This is a genomic window from Sediminibacillus halophilus (assembly GCF_900103695.1).
In the GTDB taxonomy this organism is placed as follows: domain Bacteria; phylum Bacillota; class Bacilli; order Bacillales; family Amphibacillaceae; genus Sediminibacillus; species Sediminibacillus halophilus.
In genome coordinates, this window is sequence record NZ_FNHF01000007.1 from 1 (window position 1) to 22,926 (window position 22,926).

At 42.8% G+C, this 22,926-nt stretch carries 23 protein-coding genes and 1 other annotated feature; of the genes, 19 read left to right on the top strand and 4 right to left on the bottom strand.

Going from position 1 to position 22,926, the window contains the following annotated elements; translation table 11 throughout:
• Nucleotides 1-114 precede the first annotated feature (114 nt).
• From rpmI to BLR82_RS17935, 4 genes are all read left to right on the top strand, one after another.
• On the top strand, nt 115-312 hold the full coding sequence (gene rpmI, locus BLR82_RS17920) for a 50S ribosomal protein L35 (protein WP_026771086.1): 198 nt from the start codon (nt 115-117) through the stop codon (nt 310-312).
• A 47-nt stretch (nt 313-359) separates the two neighbouring features.
• Nucleotides 360-716, top strand: coding sequence for a 50S ribosomal protein L20 (gene rplT, locus BLR82_RS17925; protein WP_026569744.1), 357 nt, complete (start codon nt 360-362; stop codon nt 714-716).
• 400 nt (nt 717-1,116) lie between these two features.
• Nucleotides 1,117-1,383, top strand: coding sequence for a DUF1294 domain-containing protein (locus BLR82_RS17930; protein ID WP_074600822.1), 267 nt, complete (start codon nt 1,117-1,119; stop codon nt 1,381-1,383).
• A 111-nt stretch (nt 1,384-1,494) separates the two neighbouring features.
• Entirely contained in the window at nt 1,495-2,082 is a 588-nt protein-coding gene (locus BLR82_RS17935; protein ID WP_074600823.1) for a TVP38/TMEM64 family protein, read from the top strand.
• Nucleotides 2,083-2,269: 187 nt separating this feature from the next.
• On the opposite strand, the gene BLR82_RS17940 is transcribed toward BLR82_RS17935, so the two are convergent.
• Nucleotides 2,270-2,656, bottom strand: coding sequence for a sigma-w pathway protein ysdB (locus BLR82_RS17940; protein WP_074600824.1), 387 nt, complete (start codon nt 2,654-2,656; stop codon nt 2,270-2,272).
• A gap of 121 nt (nt 2,657-2,777) precedes the next feature.
• Here BLR82_RS17940 and BLR82_RS17945 point away from each other — a divergent pair, with 121 nt between their 5' ends.
• On the top strand, nt 2,778-3,263 hold the full coding sequence (locus BLR82_RS17945) for a dUTP diphosphatase (RefSeq protein ID WP_074600825.1): 486 nt from the start codon (nt 2,778-2,780) through the stop codon (nt 3,261-3,263).
• Nucleotides 3,264-3,349: 86 nt separating this feature from the next.
• A complete protein-coding gene (locus BLR82_RS17950) occupies nt 3,350-4,435 on the top strand; it encodes a M42 family metallopeptidase (RefSeq protein WP_074600826.1) in 1,086 nt (361 codons plus the stop codon).
• A 52-nt stretch (nt 4,436-4,487) separates the two neighbouring features.
• On the opposite strand, the gene BLR82_RS17955 is transcribed toward BLR82_RS17950, so the two are convergent.
• Nucleotides 4,488-5,117: a lytic transglycosylase domain-containing protein gene (locus BLR82_RS17955; protein WP_074600827.1), complete on the bottom strand. Its 630-nt coding sequence runs from the start codon at nt 5,115-5,117 to the stop codon at nt 4,488-4,490.
• A 269-nt stretch (nt 5,118-5,386) separates the two neighbouring features.
• Entirely contained in the window at nt 5,387-5,602 is a 216-nt protein-coding gene (gene sspI, locus BLR82_RS17960; RefSeq protein ID WP_074600828.1) for a small acid-soluble spore protein SspI, read from the bottom strand.
• A 104-nt stretch (nt 5,603-5,706) separates the two neighbouring features.
• On the opposite strand from sspI, the gene BLR82_RS17965 reads away from it, so the two are divergent.
• The 3 genes from BLR82_RS17965 (at nt 5,707) to pheT (ending at nt 10,397) form a co-directional block, all read left to right on the top strand.
• Nucleotides 5,707-6,453: a TrmH family RNA methyltransferase gene (locus BLR82_RS17965; RefSeq protein WP_074600829.1), complete on the top strand. Its 747-nt coding sequence runs from the start codon at nt 5,707-5,709 to the stop codon at nt 6,451-6,453.
• Between the two features lie 64 nt (nt 6,454-6,517).
• Nucleotides 6,518-6,751 (top strand) — a binding site (T-box leader).
• Nucleotides 6,752-6,916: 165 nt separating this feature from the next.
• Nucleotides 6,917-7,951, top strand: coding sequence for a phenylalanine--tRNA ligase subunit alpha (pheS, locus tag BLR82_RS17970; RefSeq protein WP_074600830.1), 1,035 nt, complete (start codon nt 6,917-6,919; stop codon nt 7,949-7,951).
• 16 nt (nt 7,952-7,967) lie between these two features.
• Entirely contained in the window at nt 7,968-10,397 is a 2,430-nt protein-coding gene (pheT, locus tag BLR82_RS17975; RefSeq protein WP_074600831.1) for a phenylalanine--tRNA ligase subunit beta, read from the top strand.
• A gap of 229 nt (nt 10,398-10,626) precedes the next feature.
• On the opposite strand, the gene rnhC is transcribed toward pheT, so the two are convergent.
• Nucleotides 10,627-11,571 (bottom strand): ribonuclease HIII, encoded by a 945-nt coding sequence (gene rnhC, locus BLR82_RS17980; RefSeq protein WP_074600971.1) that lies wholly within the window; start codon nt 11,569-11,571, stop codon nt 10,627-10,629.
• A 266-nt stretch (nt 11,572-11,837) separates the two neighbouring features.
• On the opposite strand from rnhC, the gene zapA reads away from it, so the two are divergent.
• From zapA to BLR82_RS18030, 10 genes are all read left to right on the top strand, one after another.
• Nucleotides 11,838-12,113, top strand: coding sequence for a cell division protein ZapA (gene zapA, locus BLR82_RS17985; RefSeq protein ID WP_074600832.1), 276 nt, complete (start codon nt 11,838-11,840; stop codon nt 12,111-12,113).
• Entirely contained in the window at nt 12,106-12,663 is a 558-nt protein-coding gene (locus BLR82_RS17990; protein WP_074600833.1) for a CvpA family protein, read from the top strand. Before zapA ends, BLR82_RS17990 begins: the two co-directional genes overlap by 8 nt.
• A gap of 242 nt (nt 12,664-12,905) precedes the next feature.
• Nucleotides 12,906-14,624: a DNA polymerase/3'-5' exonuclease PolX gene (gene polX / locus BLR82_RS17995; RefSeq protein ID WP_074600834.1), complete on the top strand. Its 1,719-nt coding sequence runs from the start codon at nt 12,906-12,908 to the stop codon at nt 14,622-14,624.
• 47 nt (nt 14,625-14,671) lie between these two features.
• Complete coding sequence (locus BLR82_RS18000; protein ID WP_074600835.1) at nt 14,672-17,011, top strand: endonuclease MutS2; 2,340 nt, start codon at nt 14,672-14,674, stop codon at nt 17,009-17,011.
• Nucleotides 17,012-17,105: 94 nt separating this feature from the next.
• A complete protein-coding gene (locus BLR82_RS18005) occupies nt 17,106-17,513 on the top strand; it encodes a DUF350 domain-containing protein (protein ID WP_074600836.1) in 408 nt (135 codons plus the stop codon).
• A 210-nt stretch (nt 17,514-17,723) separates the two neighbouring features.
• Complete coding sequence (locus tag BLR82_RS18010) at nt 17,724-19,421, top strand: long-chain-fatty-acid--CoA ligase (protein WP_074600837.1); 1,698 nt, start codon at nt 17,724-17,726, stop codon at nt 19,419-19,421.
• A gap of 152 nt (nt 19,422-19,573) precedes the next feature.
• The gene (locus BLR82_RS18015) at nt 19,574-20,158 is read left to right on the top strand and encodes a fatty acid metabolism transcriptional regulator FadR (RefSeq protein WP_074600838.1); all 585 of its coding nucleotides are present in this window, start codon (nt 19,574-19,576) and stop codon (nt 20,156-20,158) included.
• A 30-nt stretch (nt 20,159-20,188) separates the two neighbouring features.
• On the top strand, nt 20,189-20,962 hold the full coding sequence (locus tag BLR82_RS18020) for an enoyl-CoA hydratase (RefSeq protein WP_074600839.1): 774 nt from the start codon (nt 20,189-20,191) through the stop codon (nt 20,960-20,962).
• 14 nt (nt 20,963-20,976) lie between these two features.
• Nucleotides 20,977-21,750 (top strand): electron transfer flavoprotein subunit beta/FixA family protein, encoded by a 774-nt coding sequence (locus BLR82_RS18025; RefSeq protein WP_074600840.1) that lies wholly within the window; start codon nt 20,977-20,979, stop codon nt 21,748-21,750.
• 26 nt (nt 21,751-21,776) lie between these two features.
• A complete protein-coding gene (locus tag BLR82_RS18030) occupies nt 21,777-22,757 on the top strand; it encodes an electron transfer flavoprotein subunit alpha/FixB family protein (RefSeq protein WP_074600841.1) in 981 nt (326 codons plus the stop codon).
• The last annotated feature ends 169 nt before the right edge of the window (nt 22,758-22,926 follow it).

Consider the following 22,926-nt stretch of genomic DNA (forward strand, 5'->3'; position numbering starts at 1 on the left):
CGAGGCACACAACGTATGGAAAGATACGTGCGTACCGTAGGGTCAAGCTGACGCAGAGATACGCCGGTAATTTTCCCCGCAAGTATGAACATTCATTACAAGGAGGAACATAACATGCCAAAAATGAAAACCCACAAAGGTTCTCAAAAACGTTTCCAAAAAACAGGTTCCGGGAAGCTTAAACGCTCTCATGCATACACAAGTCACTTGTTTGCCAACAAGTCTCAAAAGCAAAAACGTAAATTGCGTAAAAGCGACATTGTTTCTGCTGGAGACTACAAACGCATTAAGCAAATGCTGCCAAACAAATAAACCTTAAGTCCGAATCTATCGGTTATATATATTAGGAGGGAATTATTATGCCACGTGTAAAAGGTGGAACAGTTACTCGCAGACGTCGTAAGCGCGTATTAAAGCTTGCTAAAGGATATTATGGCTCGAAACATGCCCTATTCAAAACAGCTAAACAACAAGTAATGAAATCAGGTCAATATGCATACCGTGACCGCAGACAGAAAAAGCGTGAATTCCGTAAGCTTTGGATTGCACGTATCAATGCTGCAGCGCGTTTGAATGACCTGTCATACAGCCGTTTGATGCACGGTCTGAAACAAGCTGGAATCGAAGTAAACCGTAAAATGCTTTCTGATTTGGCTATCAATGATGAAAAGGCATTTGCACAACTAGCTGATAAAGCTAAAGACGCATTGAAATAATGAAAGTCTAAAACCATCCTCGTAAGCGGGGATGGTTTTTTCTGGTTCTTACTATTTTTCGGGGTTTTAGAAAAATTTCGCATAAAAAATACACCCAAGCTCCTATCTCTACTAGACTTGAATGGCTAAAGAAACAAGAAGGCAGATAGGAGTTGTGTGTACCTGCATTTTAACAGCGCTTATCCGTATTAGAAAGTGTCTCTAGCAATAGGGTGAAGAGGCGGGGCGCCGAAACCAGTCGAGAAGTGCGGAAAACTCAGCATTGCAACATGGTGTACAGAATGGGTACCCATTCTATTAAAGTAAATATCGTATTTTTATATCTTTTGCTTGAAAGCAATAATCTTTTAGGAAACAGCCTTTCTTGAAGATTACTAACAAACCGGATTGGAGATGAACCATGCCAAATGGATTTTTGCTACTATACATAATAGGGATAAATATTGCCGAGTGGGTTCTCATGGGAATAGATAAGCGGAGGGCCGTCAACCATCAGTGGAGGATATCTGAAAAAACACTTTGGATAGGGGCCTTAATTGGAGGGGCAGCAGGAGGTGTGGCAGGGATGTACACCTTCAGGCATAAAACCCGTCACTTCAAATTTAGACTGGGTATGCCAGTACTTTTCATCATTCATCTCTATTTAATCGTTCAATGGAAGGGGTAATCTCACCTGAACAGTAATTCGGCTAAATGGGACAACTCCGATAAAAGCTTCTTGTCATAACAGCTCGTCTATTGTCATAGAATGAGCTGAAAGAAAAAGGAGGCAAAGGAGATGGGAGATGTCAACAGCTATTTGTTGACCATAGCCGAGACAGGTGGTTTTTTGACGCCTCTGCTGTTCATAGGATTTCATTTATTGCGTCCGTTGTTTTTCCTGCCCGTAATCTTGATCTGTATAACAGGAGGGATATTATTCGGAGCGATAGCCGGCACATTATACTCTGTAATCGGTATTACCTTATCAAGCATGACATTTTACAAACTGATACAGTGGATGCCGGGCATGTCTGATAAACTCGTGCATGTAAAGCAAAAGTTGATGGGGGAACGATCGACGTTGACGACCTCCCAGGTGGCAGTACTGCGGCTCATCCCTTTTATTCATTTTCATTTGTTATCATTATGTATTTTAGAGATCTCTTCTAGTTTTAAAGAATATGTTCGCTCTTCTTTTTACTCCAATATTCCGCTGGCGGTGCTTTATACCTCTTTCGGGAAATGGATATCTAGTTTATCGCCGGTGGTCATGATGGCTTTTATCCTTTTACTGCTGCCGTTTCTATATCTGCTCCGCAGAAAACAAACAACGATAAAATGGGCTGAATTCTTTGTTGGAAAAAGTCCAACAGTCAAACAGTAAAAAAGCCCATGGTCCTTTGTATTCCGGCCAGATTGAGCCTGTTTCGAAGTGGCTTTTTTTGCATACAGTATTTTGTCCTTAATCCTCAGAGGGCAGTTCACGGGTTTGGTTAAAAATATCATTTAGTAAGTTTGCTTTTATTTAAAGAAGCAGATGCACGAATGCGTCTGCTTCTGTTTGTTACTTATTACTTTTTAATCAGTAGTTTATCTATTGGATGCTTCCATTCAATTGTTGCATAGGGATACCTGATCAACACTTCCTCTTCCATGAAGTATAAATCTTTTCTTTCCAGACCCTTCAACTCTCCGGGATAGTGCGCATGGATACTGATATTCAGTACGTCAAATGAATCCTCGGTCGTTCCTAAGTATTTCTCTCCTTCAAAAATAAACCCTTTGTAGGTCATCAGAAAATTCTTTTTAATATTGTCAGGTTCATCCAGAAAGAAAAAATCTTTTTTTTCCCGGGCTACTTCCAACTTTCTGTTAGGATTGATCCAATACTTATATATCGTATAAAGAAGCATCACCATTGCGACAAAAATCAGTAAGCGAAATAATAAAACAATCATACACACCGTCTCCTGTTTTAGAGTCTTCTCTCCTTTACGAATAAAACCCGGGCAAGGTTTCAACAATTTGCAATTAAGCATGTTATAATCGAGAAAAAGTTCAAAAAGGAGAAACATAAAGATGTATTGGGAGCAGTTATTTGACACACAAAGACAATTAGATGAGCATATTCAAACGAATAATCGCGTAAAAGCAGATGAATTGTTCGAAAGAAAAGTATTAGCTCTATTAGTGGAAACTGGAGAATTAGCGAATGAAACACGTTGTTTCAAGTTTTGGAGCAAAAAACCGAAAAGTGAATCGGCTGTCATCCTGGAAGAATACGTGGATGGTTTGCATTTTATTCTTTCACTAGGACTTGATACCGGATACCGCTATGATTCTGAGGCGGTACAGTCCACTGATTTAGATGATACGCAGTTATTTCTCCAAGTCTATGAACAAATCATAGCATTCAAGCAAGATCCCAGTAAAGCAAACTACAATCAGTTATTTACAACATACCTACAGTTGGGGGCGCAGCTGGGTTTTCCAGAAGAAGCCATTCAGGAAGCATATAACAAGAAAAACGAAGTGAACCATCAGCGTCAACAACAGGGTTATTGATACGTACCGATGAAGGCTATGTTTTGTCTATCCTGAAGAAAACCGCTATAATTCTATGTGAACCCTAAAAAAGGAGGAATTTACATATGGCAGCGTACAATGAAACAGTTACAATGTTGAAGGAGTTAACGGATGCAAGAGGGATATCCGGTAATGAAAAAGAAGCAAGAGAAGTAATGGAAAAGTATATAGCTCCGTATGCGGATGAGGTGTTTACCGATAATATCGGAAGTCTGATTGCCAAGAAAACAGGAAAAGAAAACGGACCTAAAGTGATGGTAGCCGGACACTTGGATGAAGTGGGCTTTATGGTCACTCGTATTGATGATAAAGGATTTGTTTATTTCCAAACAATCGGCGGCTGGTGGAGCCAGGTAATGCTTGCACAGCGAGTTACACTTATGACAAGGAAAGGCGATGTAACCGGGATTATCGGTTCGAAGCCTCCTCACATCCTGCCGGCGGAAGCACGTAAAAAGCCAGTAGAAATAAAGGATATGTTTATTGATATCGGCGCATCCAGCAGAGAAGAAGCAGAGGAGTTCGGTGTTCGGCCGGGAGACTCGATTGTTCCTTACTTCGAATTCACCCAAATGAACAACGAAAAGCTACTTCTGGCTAAAGCGTGGGATAATCGGATTGGCTGTGCGATTGCCATTGAAGTACTGAAGCGCTTAAAAGATGAAAATCATCCAAATATCGTTTATGGAGTGGGAACGGTACAGGAAGAGGTAGGTCTTCGAGGCGCCCGTACTGCTACACATACAATAAAACCTGATATCGGTTTTGGCGTCGATGTTGGTATTGCTGGAGACACTCCTGGAATATCCGATAAAGAAGCGGACAGTAAAATCGGAGAAGGCCCGCAAATCATTCTTTATGATGCGTCGGCTATCTCTCATAAAGGATTGCGTGATTTTGTACTGGACACTGCTGATGCCAATAAAATTCCTTATCAGTATGCCACAATGGCTGCAGGGGGAACAGATACAGGTTCTATCCATTTAACGGCAAATGGTGTTCCGGCATTATCGATCACAGTTGCCACACGCTACATTCACACTCATGCAGCAATTTTACATCAAGATGACTTTGAGAACGCTGTCAAGATAATCGTGGAAGTGATCAAAGGATTGGATGAAGATAAAGTGAAAGAGATTACGTTCGGTTGAATTAACTAAGAAATGCGAAAGGAGCTGTCCGTTTGGAACAGCTCCTTTTTGCTTATACGCGATAGGAGTCGAGAATCTTGCCAACATAACTTTGTGTTTCTTGAAAAGGCGGAATTCCATCATATTTATCCACATTGCCCGGGCCGGCATTGTAAGCCGCCAGTGCAAGGGAGGTGTTCCCGCTGTATCGATTCAGCATTTGTTTTAAATACTTGGTTCCGCCCATGATATTTTGCAATGGATCAAAAGCATTTTGAACGCCGAGTCCACGGGCCGTTGAAGGCATTAACTGCATTAATCCCTGTGCACCAGCACCACTTTCGGCGTTGGCATTAAAATTTGATTCCGCTTCGATAACCGATCGAATCAATTTAGGGTCGACTCCGAATGTTTCTGCGGCTTGCTCGATATAACTTTCAATCGATCCAGAATGATTAGTTGATTTATTTTCTGTATAATCAATATCTGGCGTGTACACCGGCATAACCGGGGTGCTATTAGCCATAGAAGAAGCTTCAGGCCTAGTGCTGTTAGTTGGTGTTTGGGCAGTTGTCAATTGTTGTTGAAGTATTTGTTGAAAAGCAGTCTCTAGAAAAGCAGAATTACTAGAAGAACTGCTTCCTGTATTTAAAATAGACATTGCCTGCATTTGGATGAGGTTTTGAAGCTGTCTGATTTCCATGTATGTTCCTCCGATAGGTAGGTCGTTACTTTTATATTACCTTATTTTACCTGGACAGGCAACGGTTAAAACGACAAAAAACACCCTTATTTTCTAACGTGCAAGGATGTTTTTTACAGGATGTAGTGATTTTATCATAATTTGTTAATCGTGACTTGATTTGTCCAGCGTCAACCTTCTCGAGGTCTTAAGAAGAGCCTCTGGGCCACAGAGGCTCTTCTTAAGTTTTAGGGCTTAGAGGGTGAGCAAGGTGACATCCGCATTTCTTGTTACTGTGCTTGCTGAACCCCTTTTTCTAGTGCAGACAGCATTTCTTCTTTATCAGATTCATCGGATTGCTGCCAAATCAGCTCGAACAAAACTCCTAAGCCAGGCAGCATTTTTTCTTCGCCACTTTCAATAGCATCAAGAATCGTTGCCTCTAATTGTTCGGTATTATTGTCGGCTACATTGGCAAGTATAGCTCTACGTAAATTTAAATCCATTTTTTCACCTCATATCCTTCATTATTCAGTATGTGATAGATAGTTTGACCACGATGTAGGGAAATATGTATGATAGAAAAGAATTTACCAAAAGGATGATGTACGTGATTACTTCTGTTCAGAACAACAGGGTGAAAAACTGGCAAAAACTAAAAAAACGGAAAGAAAGAGTGAAAACAAACACCTTTATTGTAGAAGGTTATCATATGGTTGAAGAGGCATCGAAGAGCGATTGGCACGTAAAGGAATTCATTCTGGCCGATGGGGCGGTAATCCCTGACTGGCTTGAAAATCAGGAAGCAATTATAGTTACCGATCACATCTTAAAATCGATAACAGATACTAAAACTCCTCAAGGTATTGCTGCTGTAGTGGAAGTTAAGCAGCCAGAGGAACAGAAGTTTGAGAAGCTGCTGCTCATCGACAATGTTCAGGATCCAGGCAATCTTGGGACCATGGTCCGCACAGCAGATGCTGCCGGATTCGATGGAATTTATGTAGGTGCTGGATCTGCGGATATTTTTAATGACAAAGTATTGCGCTCGACTCAAGGATCTATTTTTCATTTACCGATTTTTCAAACCGATCTACTTCCAATAATTGACCAACTACAAGAAGATGACTTCACCGTATGGGGTGCTGCATTGGAAAATGCCCGGCCATATATGGCTCTACCGATACCTGAAAAAGCAGCACTTGTTGTCGGAAACGAAGGTTCGGGAATTTCTTCGTCGATATTGGAAAAGGTAAACGAAATCGTGTCCATTCCGATTTTCGGCAAAGCAGAATCATTAAATGTCAGTGTAGCTGCAGGCATTTTGCTTTATCATCTTGCATCGGTTGAAAAGTAATGGACGTTAAGGGTTGCAAGAAACGAAAGCTTTTTCTATAATAAGAAAATAACATCCATTATATTTACAGGCCGAGAAAGAGTCAGTAAATGATTACAAATCGATTTCAGGGAGGAAATGCCGTAGACTGGAAGCATTTCTGTCGTGGTAATGATTGAATTTTCACTCTGGAGCCGACACTTGGACCTTGTTTTCTGGCAAGTAACGGTGTTCCGGATTTATTCCGTTATCAAACTCGAGTGGGTGCATTAAGGCACCAACAAGGGTGGTACCGCGATACACAAGTCTCGTCCCTTCTTTTATAAAGAGGGAGCGAGGCTTTTTTTGTGATAAGAGGTGTTGGTTCAGATGTGAGGCTTGTCGGAGCATAGCAAAACGCTTCTTATTGCAGGGAAAACAGGACGAGCGAAGAATAGCTAATCGGCTAATTTATCACTTGATGACGAAAAGGAGGTTCCTGCACATGAGGGAACGATTACAGGCATTAAAAGAGGAAGCGTTAGCCAAGGTAGATCAGGCAGACACCTTGAACGAGCTGCAGGATATAAAGGTGGCTTATCTTGGTAAAAAAGGGCCGATCACGGAAGTATTACGTGGAATGGGCAAGCTGTCGAAAGAAGAGCGACCTGTCATCGGGGAACTGGCTAACAAAGTAAGGGAAACAATTGCCGGCGAATTGGACGCGAAAAAAGAGAAACTCGAAGCTAGAGAACTAGAGGAGAAACTTGAAAAAGAAACAATTGACGTCACGTTGCCAGGCCGTCCGGTCACTTTAGGCGGACCACATTTGCTTACTTCCATTGTCGAAGAAATTGAGGATTTGTTTATTGGGATGGGATTCGAAGTACGAGAAGGTCCTGAGGTCGAAACTGATTATTACAATTTTGAGGCTCTTAACCTTCCGAAGGGGCACCCAGCCCGGGATATGCAAGACTCTTTTTATATCACGGAGGAACTGCTGATGCGCACACACACTTCTCCAGTACAAGCACGAACAATGGGGAAATATCAGGGAAGCAAACCAGTCAAAATGATTTGTCCTGGAAAAGTGTACCGCAGAGATACGGATGATGCCACCCACTCTCATCAATTTACACAGGTAGAGGGACTGTATGTGGATCGGAACGTACGTATGAGCGACTTGAAAGGTGTTTTGAACCGCTTTGCCAAGCAAATGTTCGGAGAAGAAAGAGAAATCCGCCTGCGTCCAAGTTTCTTCCCGTTTACTGAACCGTCAGTTGAGATGGATATATCCTGCAAAGTCTGCCATGGAGAAGGTTGTTCTGTTTGTAAAGGAACCGGGTGGATTGAAATACTGGGCGGCGGCATGGTTCATCCCCGCGTGTTGGAAATGGCGGGATATGACTCTAAAGAATACACTGGTTTTGCTTTCGGAATGGGGCCTGAACGAATCGCTATGCTGAAGTATGGTGTTGATGATATTCGGCATTTCTATACAAATGATATCCGTTTCTTAAAGCAGTACCATAAAGCGTAAGGCAGGAGGAAAAAATATGTTCGTATCATTGAATTGGCTGAAAAATTATGTGGATATAGACAATATTTCGTCAGAGCAGCTGGCTGAAAAAATAACAAAATCCGGGATAGAAGTGGAAGGCATCGAGTATGTTGCTGAAGCAAGTTCAAATGTAGTCGTCGGCTATGTACAATCCTGTGAAAAGCATCCTAACGCAGATAAATTAAATTTGTGTCAGGTGGACACCGGCGATGAAGAACTACAGATTATATGCGGAGCGCCTAATGTGGCACAAGGTCAAAAAGTTGCGGTTGCAAAACCGGGCGCAGTATTGCCTGGAAACGTGAAAATCAAGAAGGCTAAGCTACGTGGTGTTGAATCGCAAGGGATGATTTGCTCACTACAAGAACTTGGAATCGAAGAGAAATTTGTTCCGAAGGAGTTTGCGGAAGGAATATTTGTTTTCCCGGAAGATGCAGAAGTAGGTGCTGATGCACGGGAATTGCTGAATTTAGATGATGCCATTCTGGAACTTGGACTTACACCGAACCGTGCAGACGCAATGAGTATGCTCGGGGTCGCCTACGAAACGTCGGCAATTTTGGATACACCAGTTAAACTGCCAGATGAATCCGTCAACCTTTCATCTGAACAGGCTGCAGATTATGTTTCCGTGACGGTAGAGGATGCAGAGCTTAATCCATATTATGGAGCGTTTGTGATCAAAGATGTGAAGGTGAAAAATTCTCCTTTATGGATGCGGAATTATTTAATTGCTGCAGGCATCAGACCAATCAACAATGTGGTGGATATTACTAATTATGTTTTACTGGAATATGGCCAGCCGCTGCATGCATTTGATTACGATAGATTCGGATCAAAGGAAATTGTGGTACGGAGAGCGCATGACAAGGAAACCATTACCACGTTAGATGATCAGGAAAGGGAACTTTATTCCAATCATTTGGTCATTACTAATGGCCAGGAACCGACGGCTATTGCAGGAGTCATGGGCGGAGCAGATTCGGAGGTGTCTGAACAAACCAAAACGGTATTATTGGAGGCCGCTTATTTTTCTCCTGCCGCAGTCAGACAAAGCTCAAAAGATCATGGTCTGCGAAGCGAATCCAGCACCCGGTTTGAAAAAGGAGTCGATCCTGAGCGGGTGAAAAGAGCGGGGTTGAGAGCGTGCCAGCTGTTAAGTGAATATGCTGATGGCATTATACTGCAAGGCCCTGTAGAATTTGATGAATTAAATTGCACGGAAGCCACAGTGGAAGTGAGCACCGAAAAAGTCAATGAGCGACTAGGAACCGAAATTACCTCAGACGAGATCTCTGATATCTTGCGAAAGCTTCATTTCGGTTTTAAAGCGAACGACGGTATATTTATTGTAACGGTTCCAACACGGCGTGGGGATATTACTTTATTTGAAGACATGGTAGAAGAAATTGCCCGTATTTATGGTTATGATAATTTACCATACACGCTCCCTGCCGGGGCAGGCCAAGCAGGCGGACTCACATCGCGGCAATCATTAAAAAGGGAAATCAAACACTATATGGAGGGTGCTGGCTTAATGGAAGCCATCACGTATTCTCTGACCAGTAAAGAGCGGGCAGAAACCCTAGTTAGCCCGGAAATCCGTGAACATGCTACGCAATCGATCCGCTTATCGATGCCGATGAGTGAAGAGCATAGCAACTTACGGTTAAGCATCCTTCCGGAATTACTGGCATCTTTTTCGTATAATACAGCCAGAAAACAGGCAAACCTCGCTTATTATGAAATAGGCACTGTATTTGTTTCCCCTGTCGCTGAAAAACTGACGGAACAGCCGCGCGAATTATTAAGGGTTGCTGGTGCCGTTACAGGAGACTGGCTCCTTCATCCAATGCAGCAGGAAAAGAAACAAGCTGACTTCTTTCTGGTCAAGGGTATTGTCGAGGGGTTGCTTGATAAATTAGGAATAACGGCGACATTTAAGCAAGCTAAACTAGAAGGAATGCACCCTGGCAGAACGGCGCAGGTTTATTTAGGGGAACAATCAATTGGTTTCCTTGGTCAGCTTCATCCTTCTCTGCAGCAATCCTATGATTTAAAGGACACCTATGTATTTGATCTGGATATGGAAGCATTATTAGGTCAGACAAATAACGAGCCGGATTTTTCAAAAATTCCGCGTTACCCGTCTGTATCAAGGGACATTGCTCTGGTAGTAGACCAGGAAATTCCGGCCGGTGATATAAAAGCCACGATTGTGGAAAAAGCTGGTGCATTGTTGAAGGACGTCCAAGTGTTCGATGTTTATCAGGGTGAGCACTTACAGGCTGGTAAAAAGTCGATCGCCTTCAGCTTATTCTACCAAGACCCTGAGCGAACATTGAAAGATGAAGAAGTAGAAGCGTCCTATCAGGCTATCCTGTCAGCAGTTGAAAAGAATCACCAGGCAGAATTGCGAGGATAATAACATGAAAACAAGGGCTGTCCCATTTATGGGGCAGCCCTTGTTTTTAATAAATAGAATTCCTTCTTTCTCATCAAGCTTTTTCTCACAGATAGCTCGATTGTCTTTGAAAAATCAAAGGGAAAAGCAGCTACTGTTTTTTCAAATGCAACCACTCCGGCAAGCGAAGTATCTTGCCGGAGTGGTTGTTTGTTATCTGTGAGACTTTTATTAAAGTTTCTAAGATATATCAGTAATCCTTCTGCGTATAGGCTTCTGCTTTCTTTGTATTGGCAAAATGAAGCTTGGCAATTTCCCCTAAAGCTTGTTTTCCATGTTTTTGAATGATTCCTGCGGCAGTCTGGTCGACTTTTTGAGAAGCACCTTTAGGTAGTTCAATCCCCATTTTTTTTGACAATTTATTCATCTCGTTGACAAAGCTTGCTCTTGCCAGTATGGATCCTGCTGCCACGGCAATGGAGTAGCTCTCTGCCTTTGTCATAAAGTACACATTTTCTTGGAGAACAGATCGTTCTGATTTTAAATGGTTAATATAGACACCAGGATCGGAGAATTGATCAATCAAAATTCCCTCCGGTCGTTCTGGAGCAATTTTATTAGAAAGTTTTTCAAGTGCATGATGATGCAGCATGGTCTTCATCTTTCCTTGAGACCATCCCTTCTTTTGCAAGTGGTTATACTTTTCATTTCGGAGAACGACCAACGAGTAAGGGATGGAATGGGCTAGCAATGCTTTGGCAATCGTCTCGATTTTTTCATCCGTTAGGTTTTTGGAATCCCTGACTCCGAGTTGCTTCAAAAAAGGAATCTGATCTGCAGTTACATAGGCTGCCGCTACGGTAATCGGACCGAAAAAGTCTCCAGTTCCGGCTTCATCCGACCCGATATGGGAACTTGTGAACAATTTCTGCGGTGGAGAATAGGAATGAATTTTCCTCGTTGTCTGTTTGGTTTTGGAAGGATTGTCCTTGTTTACAATCCCCCATTTGCCTGCTTCCTTGTCAGAGCCCTTTCCTTGAAATAGCACTTTACCAGAATTATATGCAGTTATCGAGCAATCTGAAGTTTTAGCAGCAAAGACTGAACCGGGAGGGGCAGATTTCAGACGATCCCGATAAAATACTTTCATCTTTTCAATGGTTTTATTATTCAATTTCAATACTACTTGCGGCAAATCAATCTCCCCATTTCCAGTAGGATACATAAATTATAACAGTTTCCTGTTTGGAGGAATAATCACGTCACATTAGTTTCCTAAATGACAATCTTCGTGTTAATATTAACTTTAGGATTTTATCACAATCATGATTCACTCGTAAAATAGGTTTGGATTTCTAAATAAGCGTAAATTTGAGATTTTGAAGAAGTTGATGTAAGGAAGTGAAAAGCGGTTAACGCTGTTTGAACATATGGTAGCTATGAGAACAAGGGGGGAAAAACGTGTCCCAATCTGACAAAACACGTACTACAGTCGAAATACACAATCGATCCTACACCATTATAGGAGATGAGCCTGCTCACCATGTCAGGATGGTGGCAAGTCTTGTTGATCAGCAAATGAGGGAAATACAGGAAACGAATCGAAGCCTGGATACGACCAGGCTTGCGGTGCTGACAGCTGTCAACACGATGAACGACTATTTAAAATTGAAAGAAGAGTACACTGAACTATTAGGTTCAATTAAACAGAAAAAGGAACAAGATAACAATGATTGATTTAATTTTGATTGTCATTCTCATTTTTGGCTTTTTTACAGGCCTTAAACGAGGGTTTATTCTGCAATTATTCCACTTAATTGGTTTTATTGCTGCCTTTATTATTGCAGCAGCTTATTATGATGATTTAGCCCCGAAGCTGGAACTTTGGATTCCTTACCCGGATATGCCGGATGATGCTTCATGGGGAGTCTTTCTCGATTCCCTGCCGTTAGAGACGGCTTTTTATAACGCGATAGCGTTTGCCATCATCTTTTTTGCCGTGCGGATTGCGCTTCAAATCATCGCTTCTATGCTGGATTTTGTAGCTGCCTTGCCGATTTTGAGTTCCATTAATGGATTGCTTGGCGGCATCCTTGGGTTTGTGGAAGTATATCTGCTAGTTTTCCTGCTTTTATATATCGGCGCCCTGCTTCCGGTCCAATTCGTCCAGACTATTCTGGAGCGATCGATGATTGCCTCTTTTATGATTGAGCATACTCCCTTTATATCAGGGCAAATAAAAGCGTTATGGTTCGAGCACGTAGCTGGGCTATTTCAGGCTAAATAATAGAGTGCCGGTATTTATTCTCCGGCTGAAGAGGCTGTTCCAACAGGCAGTTATCTCCTGACACTGCACTGCATGGCTGGATGAGACCAGTTATTGAGTAAGTACTCCGGGATCCGGGAGAGGAGATAACAAACTGTCAAAGGAGTAGTCTCTTTTTACTCGCTTAGATTTGTTATGAAACAACACTTATATAGGAACCCTTCTAAATAAAAGTCAAGCCAATTAAAAGGACGGTGCCAAGGATGGAAGTAAATAAAAAAGACGTCATTAAATTGTTGGAAAAAGTGGCGGTTTATTTGGAACTGAAGGGAGAGAACCCTTTTAAGATATCTGCTTACCGAAAAGCTGCACAGGCTTTGGAAACAGACGACCGATCGTTAAATGAAATCGATGATTTTACGAAAATAAACGGAATCGGAAAAGGAACTTCGACTGTCATCGACGAGTTTATCGCTAATGGGGAATCGGACACCTTGAAACAACTGCAAGAAGAAGTGCCGGAGGGATTGGTACCGCTTTTGAATTTGCCAGGCTTGGGTGGAAAAAAACTAGCCAGGCTTTATCAAGAACTCGGAGTAGTGGATGCTGCGAGCTTAAAAGAAGCATGTGAAACAGGCAAGGTCGAAGCGCTAAGCGGTTTCGGGAAAAAATCCGCAGAAAAAATAGTCAAAGCACTCGATGAGGCATCGAGCCGGCCAGAACGACTCCCGATTGCATTTATGCTGCCAATTGCTGAAAGAATTGAGGAATATTTACAGCAAGTTGAACCCATCCTTCGTTTTTCCCGTGCAGGCAGTATCCGTCGCATGAGTGAAACAATCAAGGATCTTGATTTTATCATTGCAGCCGAACAGCCGGACAAGGTCCGGGATGCCTTGTTAAAACTCGAAAACATAAAAGAAGAAATAGCTACAGGAGATACAAAGGTTTCTATCGTACTAGAAGAAGGATATGACGTAAATGTTGATTTCCGGATAGTATCACCTGAAGAGTTCGCAACGACACTCCATCACTTCACAGGGTCAAAGGAGCATAATGTCGCCATGCGACAGCTTGCAAAAGCACAAGGAGAAAAAATCAACGAGTATGGGATAGAAAATAGTGAATCAGGCAAAATTATGACGTTTGACACCGAACGGCAATTTTTTGAACATTTTGGCCTTCACTTTATTCCTCCTGAAGTCAGGGAGAACCAGGGTGAACTAGAAGCATTCCGTTCCTCTGTACGCTTAATCGAACCGACAGATATCCGCGGAGATTTGCATATGCACACAACATGGAGTGATGGCGCCCAGTCCGTAGAGGAGATGGTGGAAAAGGCCCGCGAACGAGGTTATGAGTATATTGCTATTACTGACCACTCCAAATATCTAAGGATTGCCAACGGATTGAATGAAGAACGTTTGAAGAAACAAGCGGAAGAAATCGCCCGGTTGAATGATAAATATTCCGATATTCATATTTTCGCCGGCGTTGAAATGGATATTTTGCCGGACGGTTCTCTCGATTTCAATGATGAATTTCTTATGGAAATGGATTATGTCATCGGAGCGATTCATTCCAGCTTTTCTCAGTCGCAGGACAAAATCATGAAGCGGCTTCTGGCAGCTGTGGAAAATCCCTACGTTAATGTTATTGCCCACCCTACAGGAAGGCTGATTGGACGTCGTAAAGGCTATGATGCAGACGTTGATATGCTGATTGAAAAAGCCAAGGAAACGGGAACGGTGTTAGAGCTTAACGCCAATCCAAATCGTCTTGATTTATCTTGGAAGTGGCTGCAAAAGGCCCGGGAAAAAGGGGTCAATATTGCTATCAATACGGATGCACACAGCTATCATACCTTAGAATTTATGGAGGTAGGGGTAGGTTCTGCCAGAAAGGGCTGGTTGGAACCCGAATCTGTAATTAATACGTGGACGAAAGACGAATTACTGACTTTGTTTAACCGTAACAAATAAAAAGGCTTGATGGAAAAGCCTTTCGAATAAAAAGGAGTTTTATATTCATGAACGAAAGAATATATCAAGTACTTGAATATAAGAAAATTATTGACATGCTTACCGAACAAGCAGCCTCTTCATTAGGAAAGGAGCGGGCCGCAGCTTTGAAGCCGTCCCGCGAATTGGAGAGCGTCAATCGGCTGCAGGCAGAGACAGACGAAGCAGCACAAGTACTGAGACTGAAAGGCTATGTTCCGTTAGGTGGTATTTTTGATATTAAACCCAGCATCCAACGGACGATTATCGGGGGCGTTTTGAATCCTGGCGAATGTCTTGATATTGCCAGTACCATTTATGGCGGAAAGCAGTTGAAGTCTTTCATCGCCGAGATGGAAGAACCGGAACTGCCGATAATCCGGGAGTTTACCGAGCAGATTGTCCCTTTGAATGAATTAGAGCGCCAGATCAAGAGCTGCATTGATGATCACGGACATGTGATGGACGGGGCTTCCGATAAGCTGAGAACCATCAGGTCTAAAATCCGGACGAACGAAAGCCGTGTACGGGACCGTCTGGAAAATTACACGCGAACTAAATCGAAAATGCTTTCTGATGCAATTGTAACCATTCGGAATGAGCGCTATGTTCTTCCAGTAAAACAGGAATACCGAGGAGCGATTGGCGGGATTGTTCATGACCAGTCTTCATCAGGTGCCACGCTGTTCATTGAACCGCAGACAGTAGTTGACTTAAATAACCAGTTATCAGAGGCAAGAGCAGAGGAGAAAAATGAAATAGAACGTATTCTGCGTGATTTATCGGAACGGATTGCGGAAGACCAGGCGTTTTTGTATCAGAACGTGGAATCCCTCGGACAAATTGATTTCATGTTTGCACGGGCAAAACTCGGTAAACAAATGCGTGCTGCTATGCCGACAATGAATGCTCAAGGTATCATAAAAATGAAGCAGGCTCGGCATCCACTCATTCCAGAAGATGAGGTGGTGGCGAACGATGTGGAACTTGGAGAATCCTACACGTCCATCGTAATTACCGGACCGAATACAGGTGGTAAAACGGTCACATTGAAAATGATTGGGCTTTGCACATTGATGGCGCAATCAGGATTACAGGTGCCGGCTATGGATGGTTGCGAGCTGGCTGTATTTTCCAATGTATTTGCCGATATCGGCGATGAACAATCGATTGAACAAAGTTTGAGTACTTTTTCCTCTCATATGACCAACATCGTCGAGATTCTAAAACTTGTTGATAATCAAACCCTTGTGTTGTTTGACGAATTAGGGGCAGGTACAGACCCGCAGGAAGGTGCTGCACTCGCTATGGCGATTCTGGATGAAGTAATCAAGAAGGATGCACGGATCATTGCCACAACTCACTATCCGGAACTGAAAGCTTATGGGTACAACCGGGAAAACGTCATCAATGCTTCTGTGGAATTTGATGTCCAAACACTCAAACCGACTTATCGACTGCTTATCGGCGTGCCGGGCCGAAGCAACGCCTTTGAAATTTCCCGCAGGCTTGGGTTGGATGAGAATATTATCGGCATTGCCAAAAACCATATAGGTACAGATTCGAAAAGTGTTGAAAATATGATAGCATCTTTAGAAGAATCCAGGCGTGGTGCAGAGAAAGATTATGAAGCCGCCAGTCGTACACTTGACGATGCAGAACAGTTAAAACAGGATCTAGAAAAACAATGGCGGGAACTAGAAGAAAAGCGAGAATCGGTATATCGAAAAGCAGAAGAAAAGGCAGAAAAAGCCGTGCAAAAAGCTCGAGAAGAGGCCGAGGCAATAGTTTCTGAGCTTCGCTCCATGAAGCAAAGCGGGTTGAAAGAGCATGAATGGATAGAAGCGAGAAAGATGCTTGATGAAGCACAGCCACAATTAACGAAAAAGCAACAAACCTCTCCAAAGGAAAATAAACAGGAAAGCCAGGAGTTGCACCCGGGCGATGAGGTCAAACTCTTAACCCTCAATCAGCATGGCACAATATTGGAGAAAGTGAGCAATAAAGAATACCTCGTTCAAGTTGGTATAATGAAAATGAAAGCAAAGCAAAAGGACTTACAATTCGTAAAACGGGAACAACCATTGGTCGAAAAACCGATGGCCACGGTCAAAGGTTCCAGCTATCGTGTGAAAACAGAGCTGGATCTTCGTGGAGAACGTTACGAGGATGCTTTACAGGAACTTGAGAAATATGTCGATGACGCCTTATTAGCCGGATATCCGCGCGTGTCGATCATTCACGGAAAAGGAACCGGTGCCTTGAGAAACGGGGTGCAGGAGTTTGCCAAAAGGCATCCCCGTATCACAAGCTATCGTGCGGGAGGTATGAATGAAGGAGGAAGCGGCGTCACGGTTTTAGAATTTTAAATCAAGCGAACAGGTCCCGGGTAATCAAAAGCCCGGGAGCACTTCGCTCTAAGATGGATAAGGATGTAAAGCAATCTATAAGGGGGTTGTCACTATGACCGGCTTTTGGGAAAATACGCTCATCGAAACAGCAGCAAGGTACAGTGTTTCTATTTTATGTCTGGTTTTGTTTCTCGCTATTTTCGAAATCGTCACTTCCTATAAAAATTGGGAAGAAATCAAAAATGGAAATATGTCAGTAGCCATGGCTACAGGAGGAAAAATATTTGGTATTGCCAATATATTCAGGTATTCCATCGAACATAACGATACACTTTTACAAAGTATCGGCTGGGGGATATTTGGCTTCTTTTTATTATTAATCGGATATTTCATTTTTGAATTTTTGACGCCTACATACAAAATCGATGATGAAATAGCTAATGATAATCGGGCGGTGGGCTTCGTGTCAATGGTTATATCGGTTGGTCTGTCATTTGTCATCGGAGCGAGTATTGGATAAAAACAAAGGGGGAAGTGCAGCATGGAAACATTGGCAAAGGTCCTGGCGGTAGTCGCTATTGTATTTCTCGTTGTGGGAATCATCTATATGGTGAATGTATCCTGATTAGAGGGACGTCATAGCAGTATAGAAAATGTTGAAAAATAAAAACATTTCAAAATACAGTGGAAAAAGTTATAATGAACTTAATACAAAAAAGGAGGTAGTTGGATGGATAATGTAAAACCATGGTTAAAACAGTATCCTGCTGATATTCCAACGAGTATTCGCTATGACGAGAAACCTCTGCACGAATATTTGGAGGAAAGTGCTTCAAATAGCCCAAAAATGAAAGCGCTTTATTTTATGGGAAGGGAGATGACATACGAGGAGGTCTATGATCAAGCTTTGAAAGTGGCGGGGTTCCTTCAATCGCTTGGCATCGGAAAAGGGGATCGGGTCGCGATCATGCTGCCGAATACTCCCCAGGCGGTCATCGGTTATTATGCTGTTCTCTTGGCAGGAGGGACTGTTGTTCAAACCAATCCTCTCTATCAGGAACGTGAGCTGGAATATCAACTACAGGACTCGGGAGCGAAAGTGATCATTTGTCTCGACATTTTGCTTCCTCGTGTTTCCCAGGTAAAGAAAAACACGGCGTTGGAGCACATAGTGGTTACGCAAATTAAAGAATACCTGCCTTTTCCGAAGAATTTGATTTACCCATTTATCCAAAAAAAGCAATATAATATGGTTGTAAAACTGGAAGCGTCCGCTGATACGCACCTTTGGAACCAGGTGATTACAGAAAAGGGGCACGGTTTGAAAGCTTGTGATGTCGATCCGAAACAAGACTTGGCTTTATTGCAATACACAGGAGGCACAACTGGTTATCCGAAAGGCGTCATGCTTACCCATTACAACCTGGTTTCCAATGGGTTGATGTCCCAGGCCTGGCTTGGAAGCAAACAAAAGCGGGATATCGTCATGGGAGTACTGCCGTTTTTTCACGTATATGGAATGACAACCGTGATGAACTATTCTGTTATGACTGGTTCTAAAATGATTCTTATGCCGAAATTTGACCCGGAGGATGTGTTGAAAACAATTGAGAAACAAAAGCCAACCGTGTTTCCGGGCGCGCCGACTATTTATATTGCCCTGCTCCATCATCCACGGCTCAAGCAATACGATTTATCATCCATTGAAGCGTGTTTAAGTGGGTCTGCACCACTTCCGGCAGAAGTGCAGCAACAATTTCAACATGTGACGAAAGGGAATTTAGTGGAAGGTTATGGACTGACAGAGTCATCTCCCGTGACCCATTCCAACTTTCTGAACGGCAACAATGTGAATGGCAGTATCGGTGTCCCTTGGCCGGATACGGACGCTAAAATAGTCGATATGGAGACGTTTCAAGAACTACCGAACGGGGAAATAGGCGAGATCGCTGTCAAAGGCCCCCAAGTGATGAAGGGATACTGGAACAGGAAAGAAGAAACGGAACAGGTTTTAAAAGACGGCTGGCTCCTAACAGGTGATATCGGTTATATGGATGAGCGTGGCTATTTTTACGTTGTCGACCGAAAAAAAGATATGATCATTGCTGGCGGATATAATATTTATCCGAGAGAAGTAGAAGAGGTACTGTACGAGTTTGCTGGAGTCCAGGAGGTAGTCATTGCAGGAGTCCCTGATGAATATCGCGGGGAGACAGTAAAGGCCTATATCGTTCCAAAACAGGGAGTGCAACTTGAAGAAGAAGAGTTGGACCAATTCTGCCGCAAACGGCTAGCGGCTTATAAAGTCCCGCGTATTTATGAATTTATGGATGAATTACCGAAAACTGCAGTGGGTAAGATACTTCGCCGGAAACTGGTCGAAGAAGATAAGAAGAAACAAGTGAGAGAAGCAACTAAGACAGTTTGATTTTTTTTTGGCAGTGCTGCAGACTTGGCGAAAGCCAGGTTGCTTTTTTAATAGACAAGCCTCATATGGTTGACAGAATCAGAAGGCACTTGTAAAATATACATGAATGATTATTCATTCATTACTAGAATTTCCGCAAGGAGAATGTGCCAATGAAAAACACCAAACCAAAATTCAATCAGATTATCGATGCAGCAGTAGAGGTCATTGCCATGAATGGATATCATTCGTCTCAAGTGTCCAAGATTGCTAAAAAAGCAGGGGTAGCAGACGGGACTATCTACTTATATTTTAAAAATAAAGAGGATATTCTGGTCTCCTTGTTTCAAGAAAAAATGGGGCAGTTCATCGAAAGGATTGAACAGGAAATAGCTGAGAAAAACAATGCGGAGGAAAAATTACTTGAATTAATCCAGCTGCATTTCAGACAGCTCGGTGCTAATCTTCCTTTGGCAATTGTAACCCAGCTGGAACTACGCCAATCCAATCCCGACCTGAGAAAGAAAATCAATGACGTATTGAAACGGTATTTAACCGTCATTGACAGTATCATCGAAGAAGGCATAGAGGAGAAACTGTTTCAGGAAAATCTGAACAAAAAGCTGGTCCGGCAGATGATCTTCGGGACCATTGATGAAACAGTTACAAACTGGGTAATGAAGGATCATAAATACAGTTTGGTCGGCCAGGCCGAAGAAGTTCACGAACTGCTGGTCAACGGAATATCAAAAAGGTAACCCTTTAAGGGAATCGAGGGAGGAGAACGGATGAGTACTATACATTATCAGAAGTCGGGACAGGTGGCCAGTCTGACGATTAGCAGTCCCCCCGCCAACGCTTTATCCCGTTCCATTTTGGAAAAGCTTGAAGCCATTTTAGATGAAGTGGAACAAGAACAGGACATAAAAGCGTTAATTTTAAAGGGCGAAGGGAAATTTTTCTCGGCGGGAGCTGACATAAAAGAGTTCACTTCCCTTCAACAGGCGGAAGACTATACAGCACTGGCTAAACAAGGGCAAGAACTGTTTAATCGAATGGAAGGTTTTAAAATCCCAATAATTGCAGCTATTCATGGAGCCGCCTTAGGTGGAGGTCTTGAATTAGCAATGGCCTGCCATATCCGGCTTGTCAGTGAACAAGCAAAGCTGGGCCTTCCAGAGCTGACAATTGGAATTATTCCAGGCTTTGCAGGAACGCAGCGTTTGCCAGCTTATGTAGGTGCAGCGAAAGCCTATGAAATGATTTTGACCGGTGAACCTATCAGTGGGAGGACGGCTGCCGAATACGGACTTGCCAATCATAGCTATCCGGAAGAGGTATTATTCGAAAAGGCGGACGAGTTGGCCGCGAAAGTGGCCGCGAAAAGCGGACCGACAATCCACCGTGTGATGAGGCTCATCCCTTATACCAAAAATAAAAATTTCCACAAAGGGATTGAGGCAGAAGCAGAAGCATTTGGGGAGATTTTTGGTAATGAGGATGCCAGTGAAGGAATTACCGCTTTTATAGAAAAGAGAAAACCGAGCTTTCAAGATAAGTAGAAAGGAAGGATAAGATGAATATCTATGTACTTTTAAAAAGGACGTTTGATACGGAAGAAAAAATCAATATTCAACAAGGCAGGATTGATGAAGACGGAGCAGAGTTCATTATCAATCCTTATGATGAATATGCCGTAGAGGAAGCGATTAACCAGCGTGATCAACATGGCGGTGAAGTAACCGTGATAACCATCGGAGAAGAAGATTCCGAGAAACAATTGAGAACTGCACTGGCGATGGGGGCAGACAAGGCAGTGCTGATCAACACGGAAGATGATTTGGAGGCAGGTGACCAATTCACAACCGCAAGAATATTGGAAGCATACTTTGAGGATAAGCAGCCTGATTTAATATTGGCCGGAAACGTTGCAATTGATGAAGCGAGCGGACAAGTGGGACCTAGACTTGCGGAAAGACTTGGGATTTCGTATGTCACAACCATTACAAAACTGGATATCGATGGAGAAAGCGTTCACATTGAAAGGGATGTCGAGGGCGATGTGGAAAAAGTCGATACCCAATTGCCACTCCTTGTAACTTGCCAACAGGGATTGAATGAACCGCGTTATCCATCATTGCCAGGGATCATGAAAGCAAAGAAAAAACCTTTGGAAGAACTCGAGATAGATGATTTGGATCTCGATGAGGATGATGTCGAGCCAAAAACAAAAACAATTGAAGTTTTTCTTCCTCCGGAAAAAGCGGCCGGGAGAATCTTGGATGGAGAGGTAAATGACCAGGTGAAAGAACTGGTGACATTGCTTAGAACAGAAGCTAAGGTTTTATAATAGAGCATGAAGAAAGGAGCATGGACATGAGCAGAAAAGTACTGATAATAGGAGAAACACGTGATGGTGTCTTGAGAAATGTAACATTCGAAGCGATAGCGGCTGCTAAAACAGTAAGCAACGGAGGAGAGATCATCGGTCTTATTTGTGGAGAATCTGGCTTGAATCCGCTGGCTGAACAAATGATCCATTTTGGGGCAGATCGATCGATTGTAGTAGAACATTCAAAATTGGAAACGTATACATCAGAAGGATTTGCACAGGCTGTCGGTCGGGTTATTGAACAAGAAAAGCCCGAAGCGATCGTGATGGGTCATACGGCAATAGGAAAAGATCTCACTCCTAAATTGGCTGCCCGATTTGAAACAGGTTTGATATCTGATGTGACAGAGTTAGAAGAGGGCGGCGACAATGTGGTCTTCACCAGGCCCATTTACTCCGGGAAAGCATTTGAAAAGAAAATCATTACAGATGGCATTCTGTTTGTGACCATCCGCCCTAACAATATTTCCGCGTTGGATAAGGATACATCCCGTACCGGGGATGTGACAGCTATCGATGTAGAAATTGGTGACTTGCGAACGGTTATTACCGATATCATTAAGAAAACCGCTGATGGAGTTGATTTATCGGAAGCCAAAGTAATTGTTGCCGGCGGCAGAGGTGTGAAAAGCAAGGAAGGGTTCGACCCCTTATACGAATTGGCAGAAGTATTGGGAGGCGCAGTTGGTGCATCAAGAGGTGCATGCGACGCCGATTATTGTGACTACTCCCTGCAAATTGGCCAGACAGGAAAAGTGGTTACGCCAGATCTATATATTGCCTGTGGTATCTCGGGAGCGATTCAGCATCTTGCAGGAATGTCCAATTCTAAAGTGATTGTCGGCATCAATAAAGATCCTGAAGCAAACATTTTCAATATTGCTGATTACGGAATTGTTGGAGACTTGTTTGAAGTCATTCCTCAATTGATTGAAGAAATTAAACAGGTAAAAGTGAATGCCTGAAAACAAAAGGCGGCAGGGCTGGAGAAATGCTTCTGCCGTCGCTTTTTTATGCACTTATAGAGATAAGGTGAAATATGATAAATCAAATATGGGAATAGGAATATTGAATGGAAAAGGCAACCTTGGAAATGATATATTATAAGCAAACTATTGGCTTTAAAGAAAAAAA